This window comes from Ignavibacteriota bacterium, assembly GCA_013285405.1.
Lineage (GTDB): Bacteria > Bacteroidota > Ignavibacteria > Ignavibacteriales > Ignavibacteriaceae > IGN2.
In genome coordinates, this window is sequence record CP053446.1 from 1457545 (window position 1) to 1479153 (window position 21609).

At 36.0% G+C, this 21609-nt stretch carries 13 protein-coding genes; 1 reads left to right on the plus strand and 12 read right to left on the minus strand.

Translation table 11 applies throughout. From position 1 onward, the window contains the following. Positions 1-67: 67 nt before the first annotated feature. From HND39_06330 to corA, 5 genes are all read right to left on the minus strand, one after another. Positions 68-937, minus strand: coding sequence for an isocitrate lyase/phosphoenolpyruvate mutase family protein (locus HND39_06330; protein ID QKJ95929.1), 870 nt, complete (start codon positions 935-937; stop codon positions 68-70). Between the two features lie 289 nt (positions 938-1226). Then, positions 1227-1997: a sulfite exporter TauE/SafE family protein gene (locus HND39_06335; GenBank protein ID QKJ95930.1), complete on the minus strand. Its 771-nt coding sequence runs from the start codon at positions 1995-1997 to the stop codon at positions 1227-1229. Positions 1998-2292: 295 nt separating this feature from the next. Beyond that, a complete protein-coding gene (locus HND39_06340; GenBank protein QKJ95931.1) occupies positions 2293-2706 on the minus strand; it encodes a DUF1801 domain-containing protein in 414 nt (137 codons plus the stop codon). A 37-nt stretch (positions 2707-2743) separates the two neighbouring features. Beyond that, positions 2744-3325, minus strand: a complete 582-nt coding sequence (locus tag HND39_06345; GenBank protein ID QKJ95932.1) for a DUF4256 domain-containing protein — start codon at positions 3323-3325, stop codon at positions 2744-2746. Positions 3326-3460: 135 nt separating this feature from the next. Beyond that, the gene (gene corA / locus HND39_06350; GenBank protein QKJ95933.1) at positions 3461-4591 is read right to left on the minus strand and encodes a magnesium/cobalt transporter CorA; all 1131 of its coding nucleotides are present in this window, start codon (positions 4589-4591) and stop codon (positions 3461-3463) included. Positions 4592-4682: 91 nt separating this feature from the next. On the opposite strand from corA, the gene HND39_06355 reads away from it, so the two are divergent. After that, entirely contained in the window at positions 4683-5813 is a 1131-nt protein-coding gene (locus tag HND39_06355; protein ID QKJ95934.1) for an SGNH/GDSL hydrolase family protein, read from the plus strand. A 120-nt stretch (positions 5814-5933) separates the two neighbouring features. Here HND39_06355 and HND39_06360 read toward each other — a convergent pair whose 3' ends face one another. From HND39_06360 to HND39_06390, 7 genes are all read right to left on the minus strand, one after another. Continuing rightward, positions 5934-6758 (minus strand): T9SS type A sorting domain-containing protein, encoded by an 825-nt coding sequence (locus HND39_06360; GenBank protein QKJ97905.1) that lies wholly within the window; start codon positions 6756-6758, stop codon positions 5934-5936. A gap of 1502 nt (positions 6759-8260) precedes the next feature. Then, entirely contained in the window at positions 8261-8974 is a 714-nt protein-coding gene (locus HND39_06365) for a T9SS type A sorting domain-containing protein (protein ID QKJ95935.1), read from the minus strand. A gap of 156 nt (positions 8975-9130) precedes the next feature. Further along, positions 9131-10087 carry a T9SS type A sorting domain-containing protein gene (locus HND39_06370; GenBank protein ID QKJ95936.1) on the minus strand — a complete coding sequence of 319 codons (957 nt, stop codon included), beginning with the start codon at positions 10085-10087 and terminating at the stop codon, positions 9131-9133. Between the two features lie 450 nt (positions 10088-10537). Then, positions 10538-11602 carry a mechanosensitive ion channel family protein gene (locus HND39_06375; protein ID QKJ95937.1) on the minus strand — a complete coding sequence of 355 codons (1065 nt, stop codon included), beginning with the start codon at positions 11600-11602 and terminating at the stop codon, positions 10538-10540. Between the two features lie 101 nt (positions 11603-11703). After that, a complete protein-coding gene (locus HND39_06380) occupies positions 11704-13677 on the minus strand; it encodes a hypothetical protein (GenBank protein ID QKJ95938.1) in 1974 nt (657 codons plus the stop codon). A 6-nt stretch (positions 13678-13683) separates the two neighbouring features. Then, positions 13684-15669, minus strand: coding sequence for a hypothetical protein (locus HND39_06385; protein ID QKJ95939.1), 1986 nt, complete (start codon positions 15667-15669; stop codon positions 13684-13686). 13 nt (positions 15670-15682) lie between these two features. Continuing rightward, complete coding sequence (locus HND39_06390) at positions 15683-21598, minus strand: carboxypeptidase regulatory-like domain-containing protein (protein ID QKJ95940.1); 5916 nt, start codon at positions 21596-21598, stop codon at positions 15683-15685. Positions 21599-21609: the final 11 nt, after the last annotated feature.

Below are 21609 nucleotides of genomic sequence, written 5' to 3' on the forward strand. Positions count from 1 at the left end.
GATAACATTGTACTCAGGTAGTTACTTATCCTAACGTTTCGGTGTGAACATAAATTCAGTTTATTCTTCACTTATTTTCCCCGATAACCATTTTATAAGCCATTGTTGCATCCGGAAATGGAGTTAAGGTTTCCAATAAAATATTGTAAGTTCCTTTTTCAGTTAGTTCATCAGCAACTTTTTTAATTAATGCTAAAGTTGCTTTCATCAAGCCTGAACCGAGACTTACTCGGGCAACACCCAATTCCTGTAATTCTTTAGTGGACGGAGTTACTCCCATCCCGATTGTAGGATTTGCAAGAATATTAATCGGTGAATTAATTTCTTTTATCAATGTTGAAATTGTTTCTTTATCCGATACCGGCTGAACAAATATACAGTCGGCTCCAGCTTCGCGGTATTTATTTCCACGCTTTATTGATTCAGATAATTTTTCCTGATGCGAACCGGACGTAGTATAAAACGAATCGGTTCTTGCATTAATTACTAAATGGAAACCCAGTGAATCTGATAATGCACGAATAGCAGATATTCTTTCACAAAATTCTATCTCATCAATCAACATTGGATTTAAATCAATACTATCTTCAATGTTTATTCCGACAATTCCTGTTGCAATTATTTTTTTAACAGAATCAATTATTTCATTTAAATTATTTCCATACCCTGCTTCAATATCCACAGTCACCGGTGCTTTTACAGCTTTTACGATTCCGGTTATGACTTGAATCATTTCTGAGGGTTGAATTATCTGGCAGTCGGGATAACCTAAAGAAGCAGCTATTCCCATACTTGTTGTTGCGATTGCTTTATAACCACTTGCTTCAATTAATTTGGAACTTCCGATATCCCACGAATTCAACAAAACAAGAATTTCTTTATCGTGATGATATTTCAGGAATAGTTCGGCTTTTTCTTTTTGAATGCTTGAAACCATAATTTAGTCCTATTATTAATGTAAATGCGTTTGACATCTCATTGAACATAATACTAAGTTTAAACTATTAATTATACTGCAAAATAATTTCTTTAATTTTCAATTTTGTATTTCATCACAATCTTCCAAGCTGTCATTGCGACCAGCTAACTGATGGTGAAGCAATCTTTTATTTTTTTGAAAATTTTTAAGATTCAGGACTTAGTTAACTAAAGTTGAGATTGTTGGATTGATAATGTCTGGCGTGCAAGTATTTCGCTTTAAAATGTTTTTTCTATTTTTTCCTGTCTTATAGTTTCCATAAGAAAAATACTCCCAGAAAGGTTAATGCAAAACCATACAATCGTTCCAAGATGCTAGACTTTGATCTGATAGCAATTTTAGCTCCTAACAACGAAAATGGTACAGATCCGAAAGCAAGAATTAATGTAACCCACCAATCAATATGACCAAGGTAAGCATGAACTATTGTTCCGGGCAGAGCAAGAAATGCCGAGACTGCAAGTGAACAAGCAAATGCTTTTTTTATGGGCTGATTAAGTATGCGTGAATATGCTGGAGCCAATAAAAATCCGCCGGAATTAGCTAACAGACCGGAGATTAAACCTATAAAAATTGCAATCAGTGTAAGTCGAAGATGCCAATACGATGGACGGATAATATTAGATAATTCTGTTTCAATATTTTTTTCTTTTCCTTCTCTCGGGAAAAACAGAAAGCTTAAACCAAAGCTGAGAACCAAAATACCGGTGATTATTAATAATGAAGTAGCTCCCGTAAATTCTGTTAGGTATGAACCAACCACAGTTGCAGGTACGCCAATCAAAATACTCCACAAAACAATTTCTTTATCCAGGAGATGAGATTTCCAATATTCAGCCGAAGCAATGAGTGTCCCGGGTATAGTTGCGGGAAGCGGTGACGCCACCGCAATAAATCCGGGAACTCCGAGCAGACTTAACATTGGTGTGGCAATTGCACTGCCACCTTTACCGAAAAGTCCACCAAGAAATCCGACTACAACTCCAATAAAGAATATTCCAAGATAGTGCAAAAACAAAGGCTATTACCCTCGATACAAATTTGTTATAAATGATAATCAATTCTTTTAAAATTTAATTTACATATTTCTATAATCTGGGGTGTTACTATAATAGCGGAATTGCGAACAGTATTTAAATTTACAAACAACATCTGATTCTGAGATTTAAAATTCACAAAATAATTTTCAATCTTAAATATTTTCTCCATAATTACTTAGCTGATAAAATCTTTCACTAAACCAATTGCTATTAGATTTATGTTTGAATTAAGAGTCTGAAAAATTTATAGTAAGGAACAAATTAAATGTAGTATTATTTTATCTTCGCAGCAGTATTGATTAGTTTTTCCAGAACTTTCAAATCAACGTCACCCAGTTTATTAATGTACAGACATCCAACACCGGTTTTGTGTTTGCCCAGCTTTTTCAATTCAGCAGAATACTTTTTAATATTGAGAACAAGGTGTAATGAAAAATTTGTTTTACGCGGAGAAAAACCAATCTTGAACCATTCAACTTCTCTTCCGGTAGCGGGACTTTTGTAAATTTTATTCCCAAAACCAATTATTGAATTGCCCCACATTTTTGGTTTTTCCTTTGAAGCTTTCCGCATCATCTTAAGAATGATGAAGCTGTCTTTACGTATCTCTTCATTCTTAACTGAGTTGATAAAGCCCTCAACACTTGCAGAAGTTTCTTTTGTTTTTATTACTGCCAGTTTACCCATAGCAAAATTATTTTTGTTTGTGATTTTATAAATTTGTTCAAACTTTCAGCACCCCACGGAAACCTCTGGCAGCAAAGTAAGATTCTGCACCATTGGCATAAATGAAGAAACGACCAAATCGGAATTCACCCGATATTGCACCACCAAGTTTTCTTATTTCAATTGGAGTTTTTAGCCAGCTTGAAGTTTTGGCATCAAATCTTTCCAATTTTTGAAGTTCCTGATATTGATCTTCAGTCATCAAATCAATTCCCATTGTTTTTGCCATATTAATTGCACTGTCTTTCGGTTTATTTGCTTTTCTTGATGCTAACGCTTCGGCATCATAGCAAAGACTTCGCCGTCCAGCCGGACTTTCTGCCGAGCAATCATAAAAAATATATTCTCCTGTTTTTCCTGCCTTGCCGGCAGGCAGGTTATCGAAACCAACAACATCTGGTTCACCGTTTGTTCTTTCCATTTCATTCAACGACCAAAGTTTATCTTTATTTTTTTTCAGCTTTGCCTCAATTTTATTCCACTCAATACCATTATGGCGGTTCATATTTTTTTCAAAACGTGTTTTTAATTTTTTGAGAAGTTCTTCAATCTGTTTTGGTGATAGATTTTTCTTCGGCATAATTTTGCTGATTCCTTTTTAAAAAAATAGATTAGTTAATTATCCTGCCGATTTATGGTGGGAGAAACAATACTCGGGAAATTCCGCAGTAACTTTCCCGGCAAATTTATGAATGATTGCAGATTATTTCAAAGCTTAAAACCACTTCTTTCTTTTAAAGAAGAATATCATAAAAGTTGTTATACCGATCATCACACCCCAGGCTGCAAAATACGCCCATGTCCAGTGTAATTCGGGTAAATAGTCGAAGTTCATCCCATAAACTCCAACAATAAAAGTCAGCGGAATAAAAATCGTCGCGATAACTGTAAGCACCTTCATCACCTCATTCATCTTATAGCTCATCAGTGAAAGATGTGTTTCCATCAATCCGTTGATTATTTCTCTCTGCAAGTCAATTGTTTCAGTGATTTGAATTGTATGATCAAGCAAATCACGAAGGTAAGGCATAACTTTTTTGTCTATCAGATTTGATTCTTCTCTTATCAGTCTCGAAAAAATTTCTCTCAACGGCCAGATCGATCTGCGAATGAGAAGAAGTTTATTCTTCAAAGTATAAACTTTTTTAATCTGTGATTGGTCAGTATTTGTAATTACTTCATCATCAAGCAATTCGATTTTTTCTTCTATGTGTTCCAGCGTAAGATAGTATTGATCCACAACAATATCCATCAGTGTATAGAAAAGATAATCGGAATCTTGTTTCCTTACCTTCCCGGAGTTATTTATTATGCGATCTTTGATCGGGATAAAAATATTGTCAGATTTTTCAAGGAAGCTGAAAATAAAACTATTGCCGAGAATGAAACTAACCTGTTCAATAACAGGCTGATGATCATGACCATTGGTTGTGAGCATTTTCATTGCAATGAAAATGTATTTCTCGGTTATTTCAATTTTTGGTCGTGTCTCTGTGTTCAGAATATCTTCAAGCACCAAAGGATGGATGTTAAACTTTTCACCAATTTGTTTGATCAATTCCGTATCGTGAAGACCGCAAACATTCACCCACGTTACCTGCGGTGTATCGGTGTATGGGTCAATCTCTTCAACAGATTTTATTTCACGCGTCTCAACTCCATTTTCATCGTATTCCGTCAGAGAGATTTTAACATTGTCAATTTTCTTTTCACCAACGTAAATAATTGAACCGGGCGGCAAACCGACTTTGGAAATGGTTTTCTTTTTCTTGTTCTGGGCAAACTGCCTTAGGATATTTGCAGGAACTTCCAAAATATTTTGCGGTATCTCTGAAATTTTTTTCATTGTAATTTTCTAAATGTTGAATATATCACACAATTAAAAATATAAAATTTTCTACTGGCAAACATTCGATGCTTTGTTATCTTTCAATTTAATGAATAAAATATTTTCTTACCTCATAATTATTGTGGTTTTTCAATTGGTTACATCCTGTGAATTTTTTGAAGTATCTTCTCACATCGATGCTGATGATCCGAATATTGAATACATCGGCAGATTTGATTTTTCAAATCCTAAAAGTGTAAGATTTGACTGGCCCGGAGTTCAAATAAAAACGCGTTTTGAAGGAACTTCCTGCTCAATAAAATTGAAAGATGGAAACAACGACTACAATATTTTTATTGACGGCAGACTTTATAAAATTATCAGAACAACATCAGATACCATTTACGTGCTTGCAAATGGACTTACAGATAAAACTCATACATTATTAATTGCAAAGCGAACGGAAGCGCTATTCGGCATCGCAACTTTTGATGGATTTATTCTTGATGGCGGGAAAGATCTTGTTAAAACAATCGAGTTAAAAAAGAAAAGACGAATTGAATTTGTTGGCGATTCATATTTTACTGGTTTTGGTACCGACGGCAATTCAGCCGATTGTGTGTTCAGCCGCGAAACAGAAAACAGTTATTATTCATTCGGTCCACAGCTCGCACGAACTTTAAATGCTGATTATTCGGTTGTTGCAATTTCAGGAGTGGGAGTAACAAAAAATTATGGTGATTCATTAAGAACTTCAGAACATCCGCTTCCTTATTATTATGATCGGGTATGTATGAACGAAACGTTGTTGTGGGATTTTAAAAAATGGCAGGCGGATGCTGTTGTTGTGAGACTTGGAAGAAACGATTACTGGCAGAAACCACATCCAAAACGCGAGATGTTTCGGACAGCATATCTGAAGTTGATTAATGATATCAGAAGGCATTATCCGAACGCACACATTTTTACTTTATGCAGCCCGATGAGAAAAGATCCTCATTGTGACTACGTTAATAGCGTGGTAAATGAACTGAAGTTAAAAAACAAAGACAAGAAAATTCATTTTATCAAAGTAGATGTAAAGTTTAATGAAGAAAGAGATTTCGGCTGTGAGAAACATCCAAACAGGTTCGGACACAAGAAGATTGCAGATTTTCTGGAGCCGATAATCAGAAAAGAAATGGGATGGGAACCATTATTGAAAAGAATATTCCCATCCAATCCGTTCAGGAAAAAGTAAATTGTTTTTCTTAATATTTTTACACGATATCTGTAAGCTCAGTCAGATTTAGAATAACAGATTCAAATTAATATTAAAAAGTCGGAACATTTAGCCCCGACTTTTATAAATTTCAACATCTTACTTCAACAGAATTAATTTCTTTGTAGTCATAAAATTGCCCGAAGTAAGTGTGTAGAAATAAATACCACTCGTCAAAGCCGAGCCTGATCGGTTTGATAATTCTGATGCGTTAAAAGTAACAGAATAATTTCCTGCTTCCTGAATTTCATTTACCAATTCAGCTACTTCCTTTCCTAAAATGTCATATACTTTTAATGTTACTAATCCGTTGTTTGGTATTGAGTAAGAAATAGTTGTTGCAGGATTAAATGGATTTGGATAATTCTGCATCAGAGAATATTCTGAAGGCTTTTCACTGCTTGACGGATCTACACTGATTTTATCTGGCGCACCCCCAAGAACCATTTGCATAACAGAATCAGAAGCAACCGAAACTTTTTGGGTGTTATCCACTGCTTTAACTCTGTAGCGAACCCAATGTCCATATAGACATTGTTGTCCAGGCGGGCATATTGACTCCGTCAAATCCTCGTAATAAGTGTTAGTTGTTGTAGTTAATTGAAACCAACCAACTTCATAAGTAGAATATTTTTCTATTTTGTAACTACCACCAGAAAGTACATCCGGTTCTTGGTTTGCATTCCAGGATAAGTACGGGTGGTAGTTTTGACTAACTCCTACTTGAAGAAATGTAGGTTTAGATGGAGGAAGATTCTGCGCAGAAGTTGAGGTAGTATATGCTTTCACAGTTATATTTGTTCCATTTTTACTGTACACTTGTAATGCTACATTTGTAGTAGCTCCAAAGTAAGAGCTCGGGTTACTCCAGTTAGAGAAGATTTCATTATATCCTAAATTAAAGGCGTCTGTTTCATCTCCCATTACATTACGGCGAAGCCACCAATTTCCATATCCATCAGTATCACACCATTTGGCAGCCCAGTGGTTATTCCAGTAAATGTGCAGCGGGTACCTGTCAGTTTTGCCACTGTTTCTATTAACTGCTATACGTTTAGTTTTGGGTACCCAGCCTTGCCAAGGATAACCGACATAAAATCCTTCGCCAGCCCAAAAATCTCCAACGTATTCCCAGTCAAATCTTCCGTCGGCAGTTGCCATATCAAATGTCGGACTGCCGGAAGCACCATTTGTAACTTTCCAGATATAAATACCCGCTCCAAGTGTATTCCATTGAAAGCCGGGATTTGTGCCTCCTTGTTTTATCTGATCATAGTGGCTTAGCCGTTGATGATTTTCCACTAAGAAATAGTTTGACCCAGATACCGGTATTCTTAATATATCTCCGTCAGAAATAAAATCGCCAAGAACCGCAGTGAAATTATCCTGTGTGACATCTGTATAAGCAACATATCCAACTCGCTCTCTTTCCCATCCGCTCATCGCAAAAGTATAACCGCCCATAATTCCTCCGGCTCCTACATTCCAGTGAACCGCACCAAAAATATAGTGCCCGAATTCATGAGCACTGAGACCTATCATCCCAGAATGACCTGCTGTCATACCAACTCTGAATGTAATTCCTGTGCTTTCTCTTGTTGGCCAGTATCTTGCTCTTACTATTTTACCTTCGCCTGTGGTATAGTCAAATTGATGATTTAAATCGCAAAGATTTGCTATTGCACTAAAACCATTACTCAAACCACCATCATTTGTAAACCAAACTGGATCTGGATTTCTATAAATGATATAAATCATATCAACAAACCCGTCAGGGGTAAATTGGAAAGATTGAGTTTGAGTATTATATCTCCATTTATCATAGTCATTGAAATTGACGTTGGGATCAATTGCCGCCAAAACATCCTGGTTGCACTGTGTCCAATTATATCCATGTGATTGATAATACGATTCTGGAGGAAGAGTAACAAGACTGGAATAAACGTTTCCAATGAAATCAAAGTTACCTTGAGTCATTTGCTTCCAATAATCCGATACTGTCATATCAGGATAACTTGATGAAGAAGACGATGCAATAAACTCGTTTGCCTGGTCAGCCCAAGTGGGTAGGCTATTTAAAGGCCAATCGTCATCCGTTCTTATATCACCTGAGAACTTAACGAATACAACTAGTGTCCTAATGTATTCACCTGGCCCATTCATAGCCGGTTTATACAAGCTGCCTGTTTGTATAAGTCCTTGTTCTCTTGGATTATTGCTCAACCCACATTTGAAATCATCTGCTGAGAGTATATTTCAGACAGAAAAAAGAAAGGAAGAAAAACCAAAAGTAAAATGAGCGCTTTCATATGATCTCCTTTTCTATTTAAATTCATTCTACATTCAGGTTACCAGCCTGTTCTGAAATTAATAGTTAGTTAATTGTTTTAATATTTGGTATTCACCACCCAATTAGTTATAAGAAATTATTTTACTAACTGCATTTTTTTCGTTTCAATATAGTTCTCAACTTTAAGTTGATAAAAATATACACCGCTTGCCAAGCCCGAAGCATCAAATTTAACTTCATATTTTCCAACAGGTTTAAATCCATCAACAAGCGTTGCTATCTCGTTTCCAAGTACATCATAAATTTTAAGTGTCTGCCAATTGCCGAACGGTAACTCCCAACTTAAAGTAGTGCTTGGGTTAAAAGGATTTGGAAAATTTTGAGCCAAGTAAAAGCTGCTCGGTGTTTCAGATTCGTCTTCAACGCTTACAATGGTAAAAGTAGTGTCGCCATAAACTATTCCATCTATAACGCATCCCTGTAAGTCATCAATTATTCCACCAAAATCTTGGCTGCTTAATTTCCCGAACTTTTCTGTCCAATACTCTTGAATATAAACTAATCCATTATCGCGTGTTAAAAGTTTGATAGTGGTTTGTTCACCAAATACGTTAGCTACAAATGTATCTTCTATTGCATATACTGTGTTACCACCTATAGTCCAAGTATCACCGATTACAGCATTTTTCTTATAATAAATATGAGTTTCAGTAGAATCAAATTCATTGAATAGCACGTAAAAACTATCTATCCTTAAGCGTGCATATTTATAATATTGTAACCCGCTATAATTTAATTCACGGTAAAGTTTACAATATGCAATTGTATCAAAATAAACACTAGTATCCACAACTGTTGTTCTTGAAAGATGAGAGATTTCATCATAAACCTAAATATTCCCAAGCTTTAATGGTGCGACATTTTGTGCTTTGGTGATTTGTACAAACAGCAGTATAGCAATTGCAGATATAATTGTAAAATTTTTCATAATGTTTTCCTTCCAATGTTATTTCGTTAACTGCATTTTTTTCGTTTCAATATAGTTCTCAACTTTAAGTTGATAAAAATATACACCGCTTGCCAAGCCCGAAGCATCAAATTTAACTTCATATTTTCCAACAGGTTTAAATCCATCAACAAGCGTTGCTATCTCGTTTCCAAGAACATCATAGATGGCTATTGAAACTTCTCCTTCCTTGTTCAGTTGAAGTGGAATTTTAGTTGAACTATTAAAAGGATTCGGGTAATTTGGGGAAAGAACGAAATCATTAATAAAATAATTATAGTCGTGCAATTCGTCCACAGAAGTAACAATTTGAGTTGTGTCACCATATAATTCTCCACTAATAACACAGCCGTGTTGGTATATTTGAGCATCTAGCTCTGCACCACCTCTAAAATAAAATCCAAAGCCTTTTGCTAATTGATCATAATAACGATATAACCTTATTGTATCTATTCCATCAAAATATTCCCAAAAATAAGACAAATACATTAAGTCAGTATTCAGTCCAAATAAATTGACTTCCTTAATTGAATCTATTTTAGCCATTTCAAATGGTCCAGCTCCAGTTTGACTATAATCCCACATTACCCATTGATCACCTGCATTTCCGTTCAGTCTGAAAACATTTATCCATTGCCCGTAATTGAAATCGAAGTAACGATGGTACACGTACAAACTTGTATCAATTTTATAAACTAAAGTATCTGTTAACAGTACAGGAGGTGGTTCAATTGGATTTATAGCTCTTGAAAAGTAAGTGGTATAAATATTACCAGCTTCATCTACAGAATCATCAATTACTATTGTCTGAAGCGTATCTATTTCGGGCCAATAGTATAAAGTGTACTCCCACATATCACCAGTTTGCCAGGGGAAGTAATCAGCATTGCTCTGGCTAAATGTATTGGGTATTTGTATGATAAATAAAAAAACGCAAATTAGTTTTATGTAATTCATTTTAATAACCATTGAAAAATTTAAGAATTGTTTTTTAGTTTCTTAAGCTATGTAAAACCAGTTGGATAATTTCTCCCTGCAACAATTTGACTTGTCTTTTTCATAATTGGTGGACAAATTTGTGAAGAGAAATTTCTGGGGGGGGGGGGGTAAAAATATAACAGGAATTTAATAACTCAATTAAAGTTGAGTTCAATAAAATAGAACCGTATTTAAGATAATTAAACATTTGGTCCCAAGCCGTATAAATTCCAAAAGCAACCTAATGAATGAATTTGGTAAAGTCAAGAGGCACGAAGAAACGAGCAAATAGTATTCCGTAGTCAAAGATAATAAAACAAATTTTATAGTTTCAAATGTTGCTTGGTAAGATTGAAATACTTCTGAGGAAAAGATTACCAAATCTGCAATAAAATATTCCCATCCAATCCGTTTAACAGAAAATAAATTTTAGTTCTGCGTTTTTTCTTCTTTATTCAGATAAAGAGTTTGTGTAGGATAAGCAAATCCTATTCCTCTTTGCTCAAACGTATCATAAATTTTCATGTTTATCGCTTGTTGAATATTCATATACTTATTGTAATCTGCTTCCAAAACAAAATAAACAAACTCGAAGTTAAGACTGAAGTCGCCGTACGAAGCAAAATGCCCACGGTCAAATGCTACATCCTGCTGTGATTCAATTATCTCCCGGACAAGTTTAGGTATTGACTCAATCTGTTCTGCGGTTGTTTGATAAATAACTCTGAGAGTAAATACAACTCTTCTTCTTTCCATTTTTTTATAATTATGGATTCGAGAGTTTGTAAGATCATGATTAGAGAAAACGAGTTGTTCACCGCTCAGTGATCTGAGCCGGGTTGTTTTAATTCCGGTATATTCAACCGTTCCTGATTTATCCTGAACAGTAATAAAATCTCCAACCTCAAAAGGACGATCAAAGAAAATTACAAAATAACTGAATAGATCGCCAAGTATCGTTTGTGCTGCAAGAGCAATTGCAATTCCACCGATTCCAAGTCCTGCAATCACAGCAGAAATATCAAAACCAAGGTTATCCATCAAAAAAACAAAACCAACAACCCAGACAAAAATATTTATCAGCACGGTCATTCCGCGAAGTTGTCTTGCTTTTTCTTCACCGCGCTCTTGCTTTCTTATAAAATATGTTATTGTGAACATTATCGTTGAACTGATGAAACGCACGATGAAGAAAGTTATTATAAAAAGTGAAACTACTTTAAGAATCTTTGCAGTACTTTCACTTAACGCAAGGCTGTGTAATGCAGAATAAAAAACTGCGTAAAACAAAAGAGGGATAATAGATTTCTCAATGCTTTTTATAAGCAGATCGTCTATTGTTGTTTCGGTTTTCGCCGCCCATTTTTTCAGTCGAAATAATACAATCTTTTGTAATACTTTAACAATGAGAACACCGATTATAAATATTCCAAGGGCAATTAAATAACTTTGAATAGTATTGCCCCAGAAAGTTTGGTTTAAGAATTCTTGCATTGGTTTAATCTCCTTATTTTATTCAAACCATCTGAAGACGATGGAGAAATTTTCTAAAGTGTGTTCAAAAGATAATGGTATGTAAAAAGAAATGCGAAAAATCAGAAACGATGTGAATAAGTAAGGCTTGATTGAATTTCATTAAACTTTCCGCCGGTTAGTGAATTTCCATTGAAGACGGTATAAGATAATATAAAGGAAATAGCATCATTAGCAGAAAAATTATAACTGCTGTTCAATCCAGTTCTGAACGACGTATTTTTTTCTGATAGTGAGGTGCCGATTAACAGAGAAGATGAAAGTTGATTATCAAATTCTCTGTGTTGAAAACTTATTGAATATGTTTGTGTAAGCGTGGTCAAAGTATCAAACACTTCGCTGCTTACCAAACCAGCCGATAAAGCCGAGTTTAAGTTACTCAGAAGTGAAAAATTCATAGCAAAATTAATCGTGTGAATGTTCGTCGTATTGTTTTTCAACAGAACGGATTCGTTATTGGAACTCTGGAAAAAATAATTTACAGTTATTGCCCGTAATAATTCAGTCTGGCTTAGAAGAAAGTTTTGGTTTAGTCCAATTACAAGATTTGAAAAATCAGTTTTGGTCGTATCGTTTTTTGAATCGTTTCTCATTCCAAGAATGTTTGCCATTGCACCAATCGTCCAGATATCAGTCAGCATACCACTAACGGAAAAATTAAATATGTTCCGGGCAGTAGTGAATAACTTCTGGTCAAGAAGATTATCGGATTGATTTATCCAGCCTGCACCAAATGAAAATCTGTCAACTCTGAAATTTCCATTGAGTGAAATTTCCTGCTGATCATTTAGCAGATAAGCAACGCCAAGCGAGTAATAACCCGGACCGGTGTATTTGTACCCTGCCTTAAAACTTGCCGTGGAAAGATTTACAGTAAAAAGCGTGTTAATTGCATAATCATAGTTTGTTCCCACATAAGGATCATAAAACGCGGTTACAATTTTAGGGACGTCAACCGAATCCTGATTAATTTTATTTGCACGAATATCCCGCGAATAAATACTTCCACCGGCTTCATAATCAAGCACGAATTTGTTTTCTCCAAATGTAACTTTTCCTTTCGCAGCAAGTAATAAATTTTCCTGAGGTGTAACAGCATTTGAATTTAATATCTGGTCAGTTACACTTATTCCTTGTTTATATTCAACACCAGCTGCTATCCTGAAAACAAAATTACTGATATCATAAACTGATGAATCTTCCTTACTTGTAATTTTTATTAATGCCTGGAAGGTTTCCGGACCCGTAATCGTCCAATTGTAATAACCAATATTGGGTTGATCATTTGCTACTAATTCGTAATTGTTTCCACCATCGCGGGAGAGTTCAATTTTTAACAATCCGCCAATACTTGAAGAAGTCCATTTGATTGAAGTAAGTGAACCGAGCGGTAAAATATCATCCCCGTTGGGAGAAATTACGGTTATTGATTTAACATTTTGAGGAAGAGAGCTTGTTTCGTCACGTGCTTTGAGAAATATCAAATCGAAATAAGTTTGATCCTCTTTGCCGTAACCAAGTTTTGCAGCAAGAAGAAACCTTTTATAACTTCCATCCTGAGCACCACCGGGAACACTCCTTTGTGTGAATCCTGAAACTAAGGATATTCTGAATAAATCCGGTTTAAAATTAATACCACCGCCTCTGATTTTTATTCCACTTAATGATAAAGGAGAATATTCTTTATTGAAATCACCAACGTTGGCTGAGCCCCAGCCCCAATCAGGATTTATTCCGAACTGATTAATATTTTGTCTTGCCGAACTTCCCTCGGTTGATAATAAAAAACTGAATGGTAACTGAAACACACCGTAGAAATCAACTACGGGATTAAAGAATAATCTGCCTGTTGCTGATGGTCTTCTTTTGGGCTGACCGGATATGCTATACAATTCACCATAAGCACCAAGATCACCGTTAATACTAATGATATCTCTTGATGAACCTTCAGTTGAATCCGATGATGTTTGGGCAAAAATTGCAGAAGCAAAAATCAGCGATGAAAAAAACAGCAGAGAGATAAATAGTATTTTCATGTTGTTTTATGGTCTGATTGAAACCGTATAGCTTGATAAACTTTCCTGCTGATTTTTATCTAAAGCAGTAACCGAATAAAAATATAACTCCCCGCTCTTCACACCACGATCATTCATCTGGAGTGGTTTCCCTTTCTTCACAGAACCAAGAAATTCTTTTTCTTCATCTCTCTGCTGGCGATATACTCTGTATTCAGTAATATCTTCTTCAATCACAGGGTCCCATTTTATGATCACGCCTTCTTTATCTCTTGAAACATACAAACCGACTGGTGATTTTACTTCAGCCAGCGGTTTAAGCAACTGAACTGGATTGCTCAATGAACTCTGTCCTCCAAACAGATCAATAGATTGAACAACATATTCATAAGTTTTCCCGGTTTCAGTAGTCGTATCAATGAATAAATTATTATCGCTGGAAAGAGCAGAATCAATCAGCAGTTCATATTCAGAAGTTGTTTTCCCTGATGGGTCAATTGTTTTTCTGAAGATCAGATAATAACCAACTGAGCTTTCAATTTCAGTCATATCATCCCAAAGTATTCGGATAGAATTATCATCCTGCAGAAAAGCGACAAGTCCTGTTGGAGCCGGAGGAACAGTTTCAATTTCAGGTCTGATTGCTATCGTATCAGAAAAATTACTTAGAGCATGACTAGTACTCGATGACCTGATGCTGTAGAGATAAGTTAGTTTTCCTGAAAGTTCTTCACTCGTGTCTGAATAAACAGTAAATGGTTTTTCTTCATTAATCAGATTTGAAATAAGCGCAAGCGAATCACTGAAGCCATTACTTCTGTAAACCCAAAATCCTTCAATAAAATCTTCAGTGTTTTGCCATTGGAGCTTAACTCCGTTTGACAAAGATTCTGCGTTAATATTTTCCGGTGGAACAGGCGGAATAATGCTTTGGTGAAATCCTCCGAATCTTGCTGATGCAGGAGAATTTTCTCCTAAAGGACCGGTAAGTTGAAAGTAATAATAATACCGTTTCATAGGCTCAGTCATAATATCGACGTAGTTATTTAATTTGGGAGAAAGCTCTGCGATCTGTACAAAACCAGAATCAAATATTTCACTTCTGAAAATTTTCACACTTACTACTGCATCGGGATTTGGAAGAAACCAGGACAATCTAAATGCGTCGGATGAATCATCCGAAACTATCTGAACATTATGCGGCAGAGGAACATTTTGAAAATTATAAGCACCGATAAAAATTGTGTCAGAAGGAGTCCCTTCGTTTCCGAACAGATCTAACGGCAAAATAAAATAGTTATAAAAGTTATAGGCAGAAACGGAAGTATCTGTTAATATAAAAGATAAAGTATCATTGGTTATGTTGAAGCCATTTATGGTGCTGATTTTCTGATAACCCCCTGCTCCATTATCTCTTCTGAATATTTTGAACGCAGATGGAGTAACCTCGCCGGAAACTCTGAACTCTAAAAATATTTTATTCACTTCAGCGGAAGACGAATAAAAATTAATTCTATCATTTCTAAAAACCTGAGGAAAGGAAACCGAACCAGTGAATTCTTTCTGCTGAACATTCACAGCATTTGAAATGCGATATTGATATTTGGTATTCAAATTTGCTGATGCATCAAAATACATTGTGCCGAGGGCTATTTTGATAAAAGGAATATTTCCCCAGTAAGGAATTGAATCAACACGATTTGTTCTCTGCCAGATATTCCAGATTTGTGATGCTTGTTTCTCATTGGGAAAATTAAAATCAGAGAACTGAGTACTTAATGCAGATAACTTTCCTGCGAACTCAACTTCGGACAAAGGATTAATGGTTTTACCAAGTTCGATCCAGTTTTCAACCGATGTTTCTGTTCTTTCGATAATGTAGCTGCCGGATGAATTTGCAATATCAATAAAAATTCCGAAAGCACCTCCTATTGCTGCCGGATATTCCTGCTGACTGAAAAGATTACCATTGCAAAAAGCTAACAGACAAATAAATAATTTTATTCTGATCATCTTCATTCTCCTTTTAATTCCCGCTGCAGGTTCCTGATTGAAAACCGAAGCTCATATTCCCGCCGCTGTCAAGATGCATAAGTGCGCCGAATGCAAAATCTTTACTAATATTTAAAATCTCATACGTACAGCCGCATCCATCAAGATCACAGCCATAGAATTTTTGGATTATATGTCCCCCAATGCTAAAGCTTGTGCAACCATCGAGATTAAAAGTTCCGGCACCGGTTTGATAACTTCCTTCAACTCCCATTTCAAGGGTTGCTTCTCCGGTTAATTCAGTACAGGTTATTGACTGCATAGTTAAGAAAGCTTTTACAAATCCGAGTGCTCCAATTCCATAAGTTGAACCTCCCGCATCAAAACCTTTATATACCTTAATATCTCCGCCGGCGTTAATTCCGAACTTTAGAACAAATACTCCAAGTTCAAGATCAATGTTTGGTATGAGTATAGGAATTGACATCGCACCTGATAAAAGGAAGCCGCTTATATTATCTTGAAATGAATTTGGCAGACTTTTTTTGTAAGATGCTTTTGCAAATTTTTCTTTTACCGAGCTTGTCATAGAAGGATAATCTCCAAACAGCATTGCAGCATATCCAGGACCAACTCCCGGAACTGTCATCGTTCCGCCCCCAAGAAAATACCAGCCGGAGCCATCAATCAGCATTTCAGCGAGACCAGTGAGATTAATACCACCCATATTCTGATTGATATCCATTGTCCCAATTAATCGGCTGTTTTCAAATTCATAAATCCAATTCATTCCACCGAATGGAGTTGGAACATCTTTAACAGAAATTTGCTGGTTGTCTGCTTTTATTTCACCATACACTGTAAACGCAAGTCGTTTCTTGTCATTGGTAATTCCTTTTGTTCCTGTAAGATCACCTTCGAAGTGGAAATTATTCCATTTATTGGCTGCCACTTTCATTCCACCGGTAAGTTTATCGAGATAGGTTTTTGCCTCGCCGATTTTCAATGTCTGAAATGAATTCAAAGTAGTAAACGGTGTTGAAGGAGTTTCAACCAAAACAGAAGTTGAATCTGCAGTGTGGTATAACCAGCAATTAGTTTCGAATTTATTTTCTTCACCCACAACGCCGTGGGATCTGAATCCTGATTCATCAAGAACCTGTGAAAGCTGCTGCTCTTCAGTTACGCCGAACTGCATATAAACACCATTGCCTGCCGCAGTATTTATATTTATTCCTTTCATCTTAAAAGCTAACTGACCGCCGCTTCCTTTGTAATATTGAACTGCAGTGCTTTGGGATACATTCGGTATGCTGAAACCAAGTCCCGGGATGTGCAGGTAATCATTATAAGCAAGCAATGCAGAAGTAAGATTAAGATTTCCAACTTTGTAAAGTTTGATTATCTGGTTTTGTTCGGGGGTAAGTGAGAAGAAATCACTTTTACTGTTGATAGTAAAATTACTCATCCGCATAAGTGCATTCGGTTCCATTCCTGGCAAGCTTTTAAAATATGCTGCGTATGGATCGTTCAGATTTTTTTTGCTGATAGATATATACCAGTATTTTTTTGCATTATCATATCCAAAGTAAGGGTTGCCTGTGATTGTAATTGGAACAATTCCTGAAATAAGCATTGAATTAAAATTAAAATCTGCAAACTGAAATCCCGTTGGAGTAACATCAAGACTTTTTATCGGGATATCAGTTCCCGTTTTCAGAATTCCTTCGGTTATAATCAAATTGCTTTTGCTGAACACCCACTTAGATGCAGATAAAGACCAGTTATCAAGATTAAAGTTAAAAGGTTTATCGCCTGCAATCGGTTCAATTCCAACCTGATGAAATACAACATCTCCGATCGGAAGTTTAATGTCTGATGGTGCTGCATTCTGTATGTTCGTATGAAGAGTTGTTCTAAGCTTAACATCATTATCTTTTAAAAACGAACTATCAGCATTTGCATCGGCTGTAAAAGTATTTATTTTGAAATTGAGGTTACCACCATTTTCATTCGTCACATTGAATCCGTCCGTTAAATTTAATGGAACAGAAGCATCAGCAGTGATTGTCGGGATAAGTATTTTATTCTGTCCCGAAGAATTAGGATCTGCAAGATAAATTCCACTGTATCCGCTTAAACTGCCTTGTGTGTTAAATGATGAAGCATTAACAAATACCTTTCCCTTTAATACACCAGAACCTGTCCCTGCTTCATACATCCTGACACCACTGCTGACATCACCAAGCTTGCTTCCATATTTTTTATATACTTTCAGTTCCATTGAAGCTTCATCAAATATCAGCGGAGGATTAGAAAGTTCAGCGTACGGAATTCCTTTTGGATTTTTATTTGTTCCGGGTTGAATAGGTATATCTGTGAAGTTCAAAATAGCAGTTGTTGAATCGAAAACTTCAAAGAGATTGTTTTTCTTAAACTTTTTTATTGTCCCTTTTATTTTTACACCACCATTCGGTTCTTCAGTTAAACCGGTGAGGTTAACAGGAAATCCGAGAAGCTTTGTAATATCCATCCCATTATAAACTGTGAGGAAAAGATCAACACCCGATTTACCAGCATCAGTAGTATAAACATTTGCACTATCACCGATGATGGTTTCTTCATCAGAATGTTTTGAACCATAAACAATTACACCTTCACCGATTGGAACGTTTGGAAGAATGTACTCACCAATCTCATCAGTTTTGGTAGAGATATTCAAATCAGGATTACCGAAATCAATCCATACATCAGCGTCCTTAACTGGCTGGCTGCCAGCGACGTAAACTGATCCGCTAATGTAAGTTGCTTTGTCGAGGGCTATTGTATAATACTCATCGTACTTGGACGGTTTATTAATCATCGTTCCAACTTTTTTCACATAGTATTTCCCGTTTGGAGCTTCCACAATAACCTTAAAGTTTGTTGCATCACTTGCAAATTCAAACTTTGCAATTCCACTTGAGTTCGTAGTTTTTTCAAGATAACTGCCAAGTAACTGAATTTTTATTTTTGCATTTTGTATTGGAGGCCATTGATAAACCTTTGGATAAGGATTTTCCGGTGTTGGTATCCATGGCTGGCTTTCTTTAATCACAAAAACCATCCTGTGAAGTTTGTGATAAACTTTTAGCGTTCCGAGATCCTGTTTGTCTTTTGTGATGGTCACATAGCTTGTATCTATTATATAACTTGCAGGATTATCAACCGGGGTAATTATCAGTGGCTGATGATTTAGCTTTGCGACAGGAAATTCAAATGAGCCGGGTGTTATTACGAACTGTTTAGTTTTTATATTATAGAAATAACCGGCAGGTTTAACTGTTTTTTCAGGACTATCACCAATTTTTATTTTTGCTGTTATTCCGTTCCCATATTCATCACTGATTTTTCCAAATACAATTGCCCCTGGGTCTAATGGTAAATCTCCCATTTGCTTTTTCTCACCCATCTGCAGAGCCCCATTCTGTGCTTGTCCCTGTATTTGCCATATCTTTGACTTAAATCCATTTGCGGTCAAGAATAAACTTCTAACAGGACCATTAATCGGATAAGGTGAAGTGGGAGAGTACTCAACTGGTAAAAAAGCGAATTTAAAATCACCGGTTGCATTTGTTGTATAAGTTCTCTCTATGATTGGCAAAGGAAGGTTACCAATAAATTTCAACTTCATCAGGTTTACTTTAACATTAGTTAATCCTGCACCAGTTTGATCAGACCTCACAACTCTGCCTTTAACCAGCGGCAGTAAAGGTGTCGCATAAAAATTTTTGTTTACAGTTGGATAAACATATTGTGAATTGTATGTCGCGTTGTCTATGGCTGATAAAACAATTCCACCTTTTTCAATCTTTTCAACAAACTCAACTAATCCTGCTTTCTTTTCAGTGTAAAGATTTATATCGGCACCATAACCATAACTGAATGTAAATTTCTCGAGCATAGTTTTGTAATTGTGCGGCGCGTTTTCAGTACTTTTGGCATAAATGTAATACCGATCTGAAGGGCTGATATTAACAATCAGTCGCTTGAAAATTATTTTTCCATTCTGATTTGTAATTCCCTTTGCAACCACTTCATAGCCGAACATTGTTTCTCCCGGTGACTGTTCCGGGAGCCCCTCATTATCCGGTAAATAGTAAGCCCGGAATTTTCTTAAAAGATACACATCCATTTGTTCGAGCGGCAGATGAGAATATTGTTCTGAGAATTTTTCTTCCTTCGATGGTTTAATCGTTGCCTCGAGTTGATAGCTTCGTATATACGAAGTAAGGCTGCCGATATTTTTCGTTTCCCATGGTTGAATTATTATATCTTCATCCGGACTGGTGTAATAAGGATGGTCAACAATTATTCTTGCAACTCTATAAACATCTCCAATGTATGTATAACAATTTTCTCCAGAGGTACAATTTGATAATGTATGATTTGCTTTCACCAGAATCATACTATCCGGACAGATATAATTGAATTGAAAATTTCCGTTCTGATCGGTTGTAGCTGTAGCAAGCAATTTATCGTTATCAGTAGGATTGCCAGGGATATTACCGTCTTTAAGAATTAATGTGCCTTGGGGAGCTTCATCCTCATATTGAGTTCCTGTATGGCTTGTATATTTCAAAATATATTTTATAACAAGTTTAATGTTTGTATTTGGCAGCGCCCATTTTTCATTATCCTGCAAATCAGCATATTTATAATTAAGCTGTCCGGAAACTTTACACCATGCAGGAAGAACAAATGTACCTCCTTGTACATATCCACCAATAATCTGAGAAATTCCGGATATGTATTTGAACTTCCAGACTGCGCTTGATTTCAATTCGTTGTTTGTATTTGCATCAATTACTTTAACCTGCCAGGCATATTCTTTTCCATTCAAAAAATTAATCGGAGTAACAGGTGTTGTAGTGTTCGAAGGCGGATTAACAACAGGAATGAATATAGGATAATTATTCATCGCTGTCTCGGGAGATTGTCCCTGCAATATCTCACAAACTTTAACCAAATATTTTATTACCTCTCCTTGCTTGGGTGTATATGACCATTTAAATACGGGAGTCTTTGTGTTTAAATCAGAATTGTTTTCGGGCTCTGTAAGTAATGGAAAATCAAGTGTGTTTGTTATTATAACTATTGAAGGCATTTTTTTTACAAATGTGAATATTTCACTCTTACCTTCATTCTGCGCGGGAGGAAATCCAAACTGATCAAGTGCCTGAACCTGCCAGACATAAGTTTTATTAAAGTCAAGCGGCAACGCATCTATCGGATAAGTGAAGGTATTTAAACTAATCTGATTATTTAAATAATGAGGATAATTTGCGCTTAATGCTTGAGCAGGAGTTTGCCCTTGCAGAAGTTCAACAATCTTTAAAGAATAGTTAATAATATATGCCGGCGGAACAATTACAGGTGTCCATTGTAACGTCGGATAATTAATTTCGCCGGGCAGAGAATCCTGGTTTGCAGGATAAATAAGATGTGGAGGTTCAGGATAAATTATTGTAAAGTCTCCGCAAACATTTGCAGCAAGTATTAAACCGTTCATATCTTCAATAGTCATACACGCAGTATATTTGCCCTCGGGAAGTCTCCCGGTTCTTCTTACCTGAGTTTTCAACACAGAATTTGGAAAAGTCGCTTCATCGAGATCGAAAAGAGTTGTATTGTCCAAAACAGTAACCGGCGCCTCAGAAATTACTAATGGGTTTGTTACACAGGTAAATATATTTCCTTGTGATTGATGTGTTACAACTGATTTAATACTGACGGTATTGTTTCTTCCTGAATTGTTAAATATGGTCATTGAACCAATTGCCGCAGGATTTGTTTCCCAATCGCTGATATATGGTGAAGGAAATGGATTGAGATTTAAAGTCGCATTCCAGCCCTGTGAGTAAATTAATGAAGATGAAAAAATAATCAGCAGTGGTAATAAACTTTTCATAATCTTTCTTT

Coding starts and splice junctions, on each gene's coding strand:
- HND39_06385 (QKJ95939.1), bottom strand. CDS start 15,669: ATGATCAGAATAAAATTATTTATTTGTCTGTTAGCTTTTTGCAATGGT.
- HND39_06380 (QKJ95938.1), bottom strand. CDS start 13,677: ATGAAAATACTATTTATCTCTCTGCTGTTTTTTTCATCGCTGATTTTT.
- HND39_06375 (QKJ95937.1), bottom strand. CDS start 11,602: ATGCAAGAATTCTTAAACCAAACTTTCTGGGGCAATACTATTCAAAGT.
- HND39_06355 (QKJ95934.1), top strand. CDS start 4,683: ATGAATAAAATATTTTCTTACCTCATAATTATTGTGGTTTTTCAATTG.
- HND39_06340 (QKJ95931.1), bottom strand. CDS start 2,706: ATGGGTAAACTGGCAGTAATAAAAACAAAAGAAACTTCTGCAAGTGTT.
- HND39_06370 (QKJ95936.1), bottom strand. CDS start 10,087: ATGAATTACATAAAACTAATTTGCGTTTTTTTATTTATCATACAAATA.
- HND39_06390 (QKJ95940.1), bottom strand. CDS start 21,598: ATGAAAAGTTTATTACCACTGCTGATTATTTTTTCATCTTCATTAATT.
- HND39_06360 (QKJ97905.1), bottom strand. CDS start 6,758: ATGGGAGATGAAACAGACGCCTTTAATTTAGGATATAATGAAATCTTC.
- corA (QKJ95933.1), bottom strand. CDS start 4,591: ATGAAAAAAATTTCAGAGATACCGCAAAATATTTTGGAAGTTCCTGCA.
- HND39_06345 (QKJ95932.1), bottom strand. CDS start 3,325: ATGCCGAAGAAAAATCTATCACCAAAACAGATTGAAGAACTTCTCAAA.
- HND39_06330 (QKJ95929.1), bottom strand. CDS start 937: ATGGTTTCAAGCATTCAAAAAGAAAAAGCCGAACTATTCCTGAAATAT.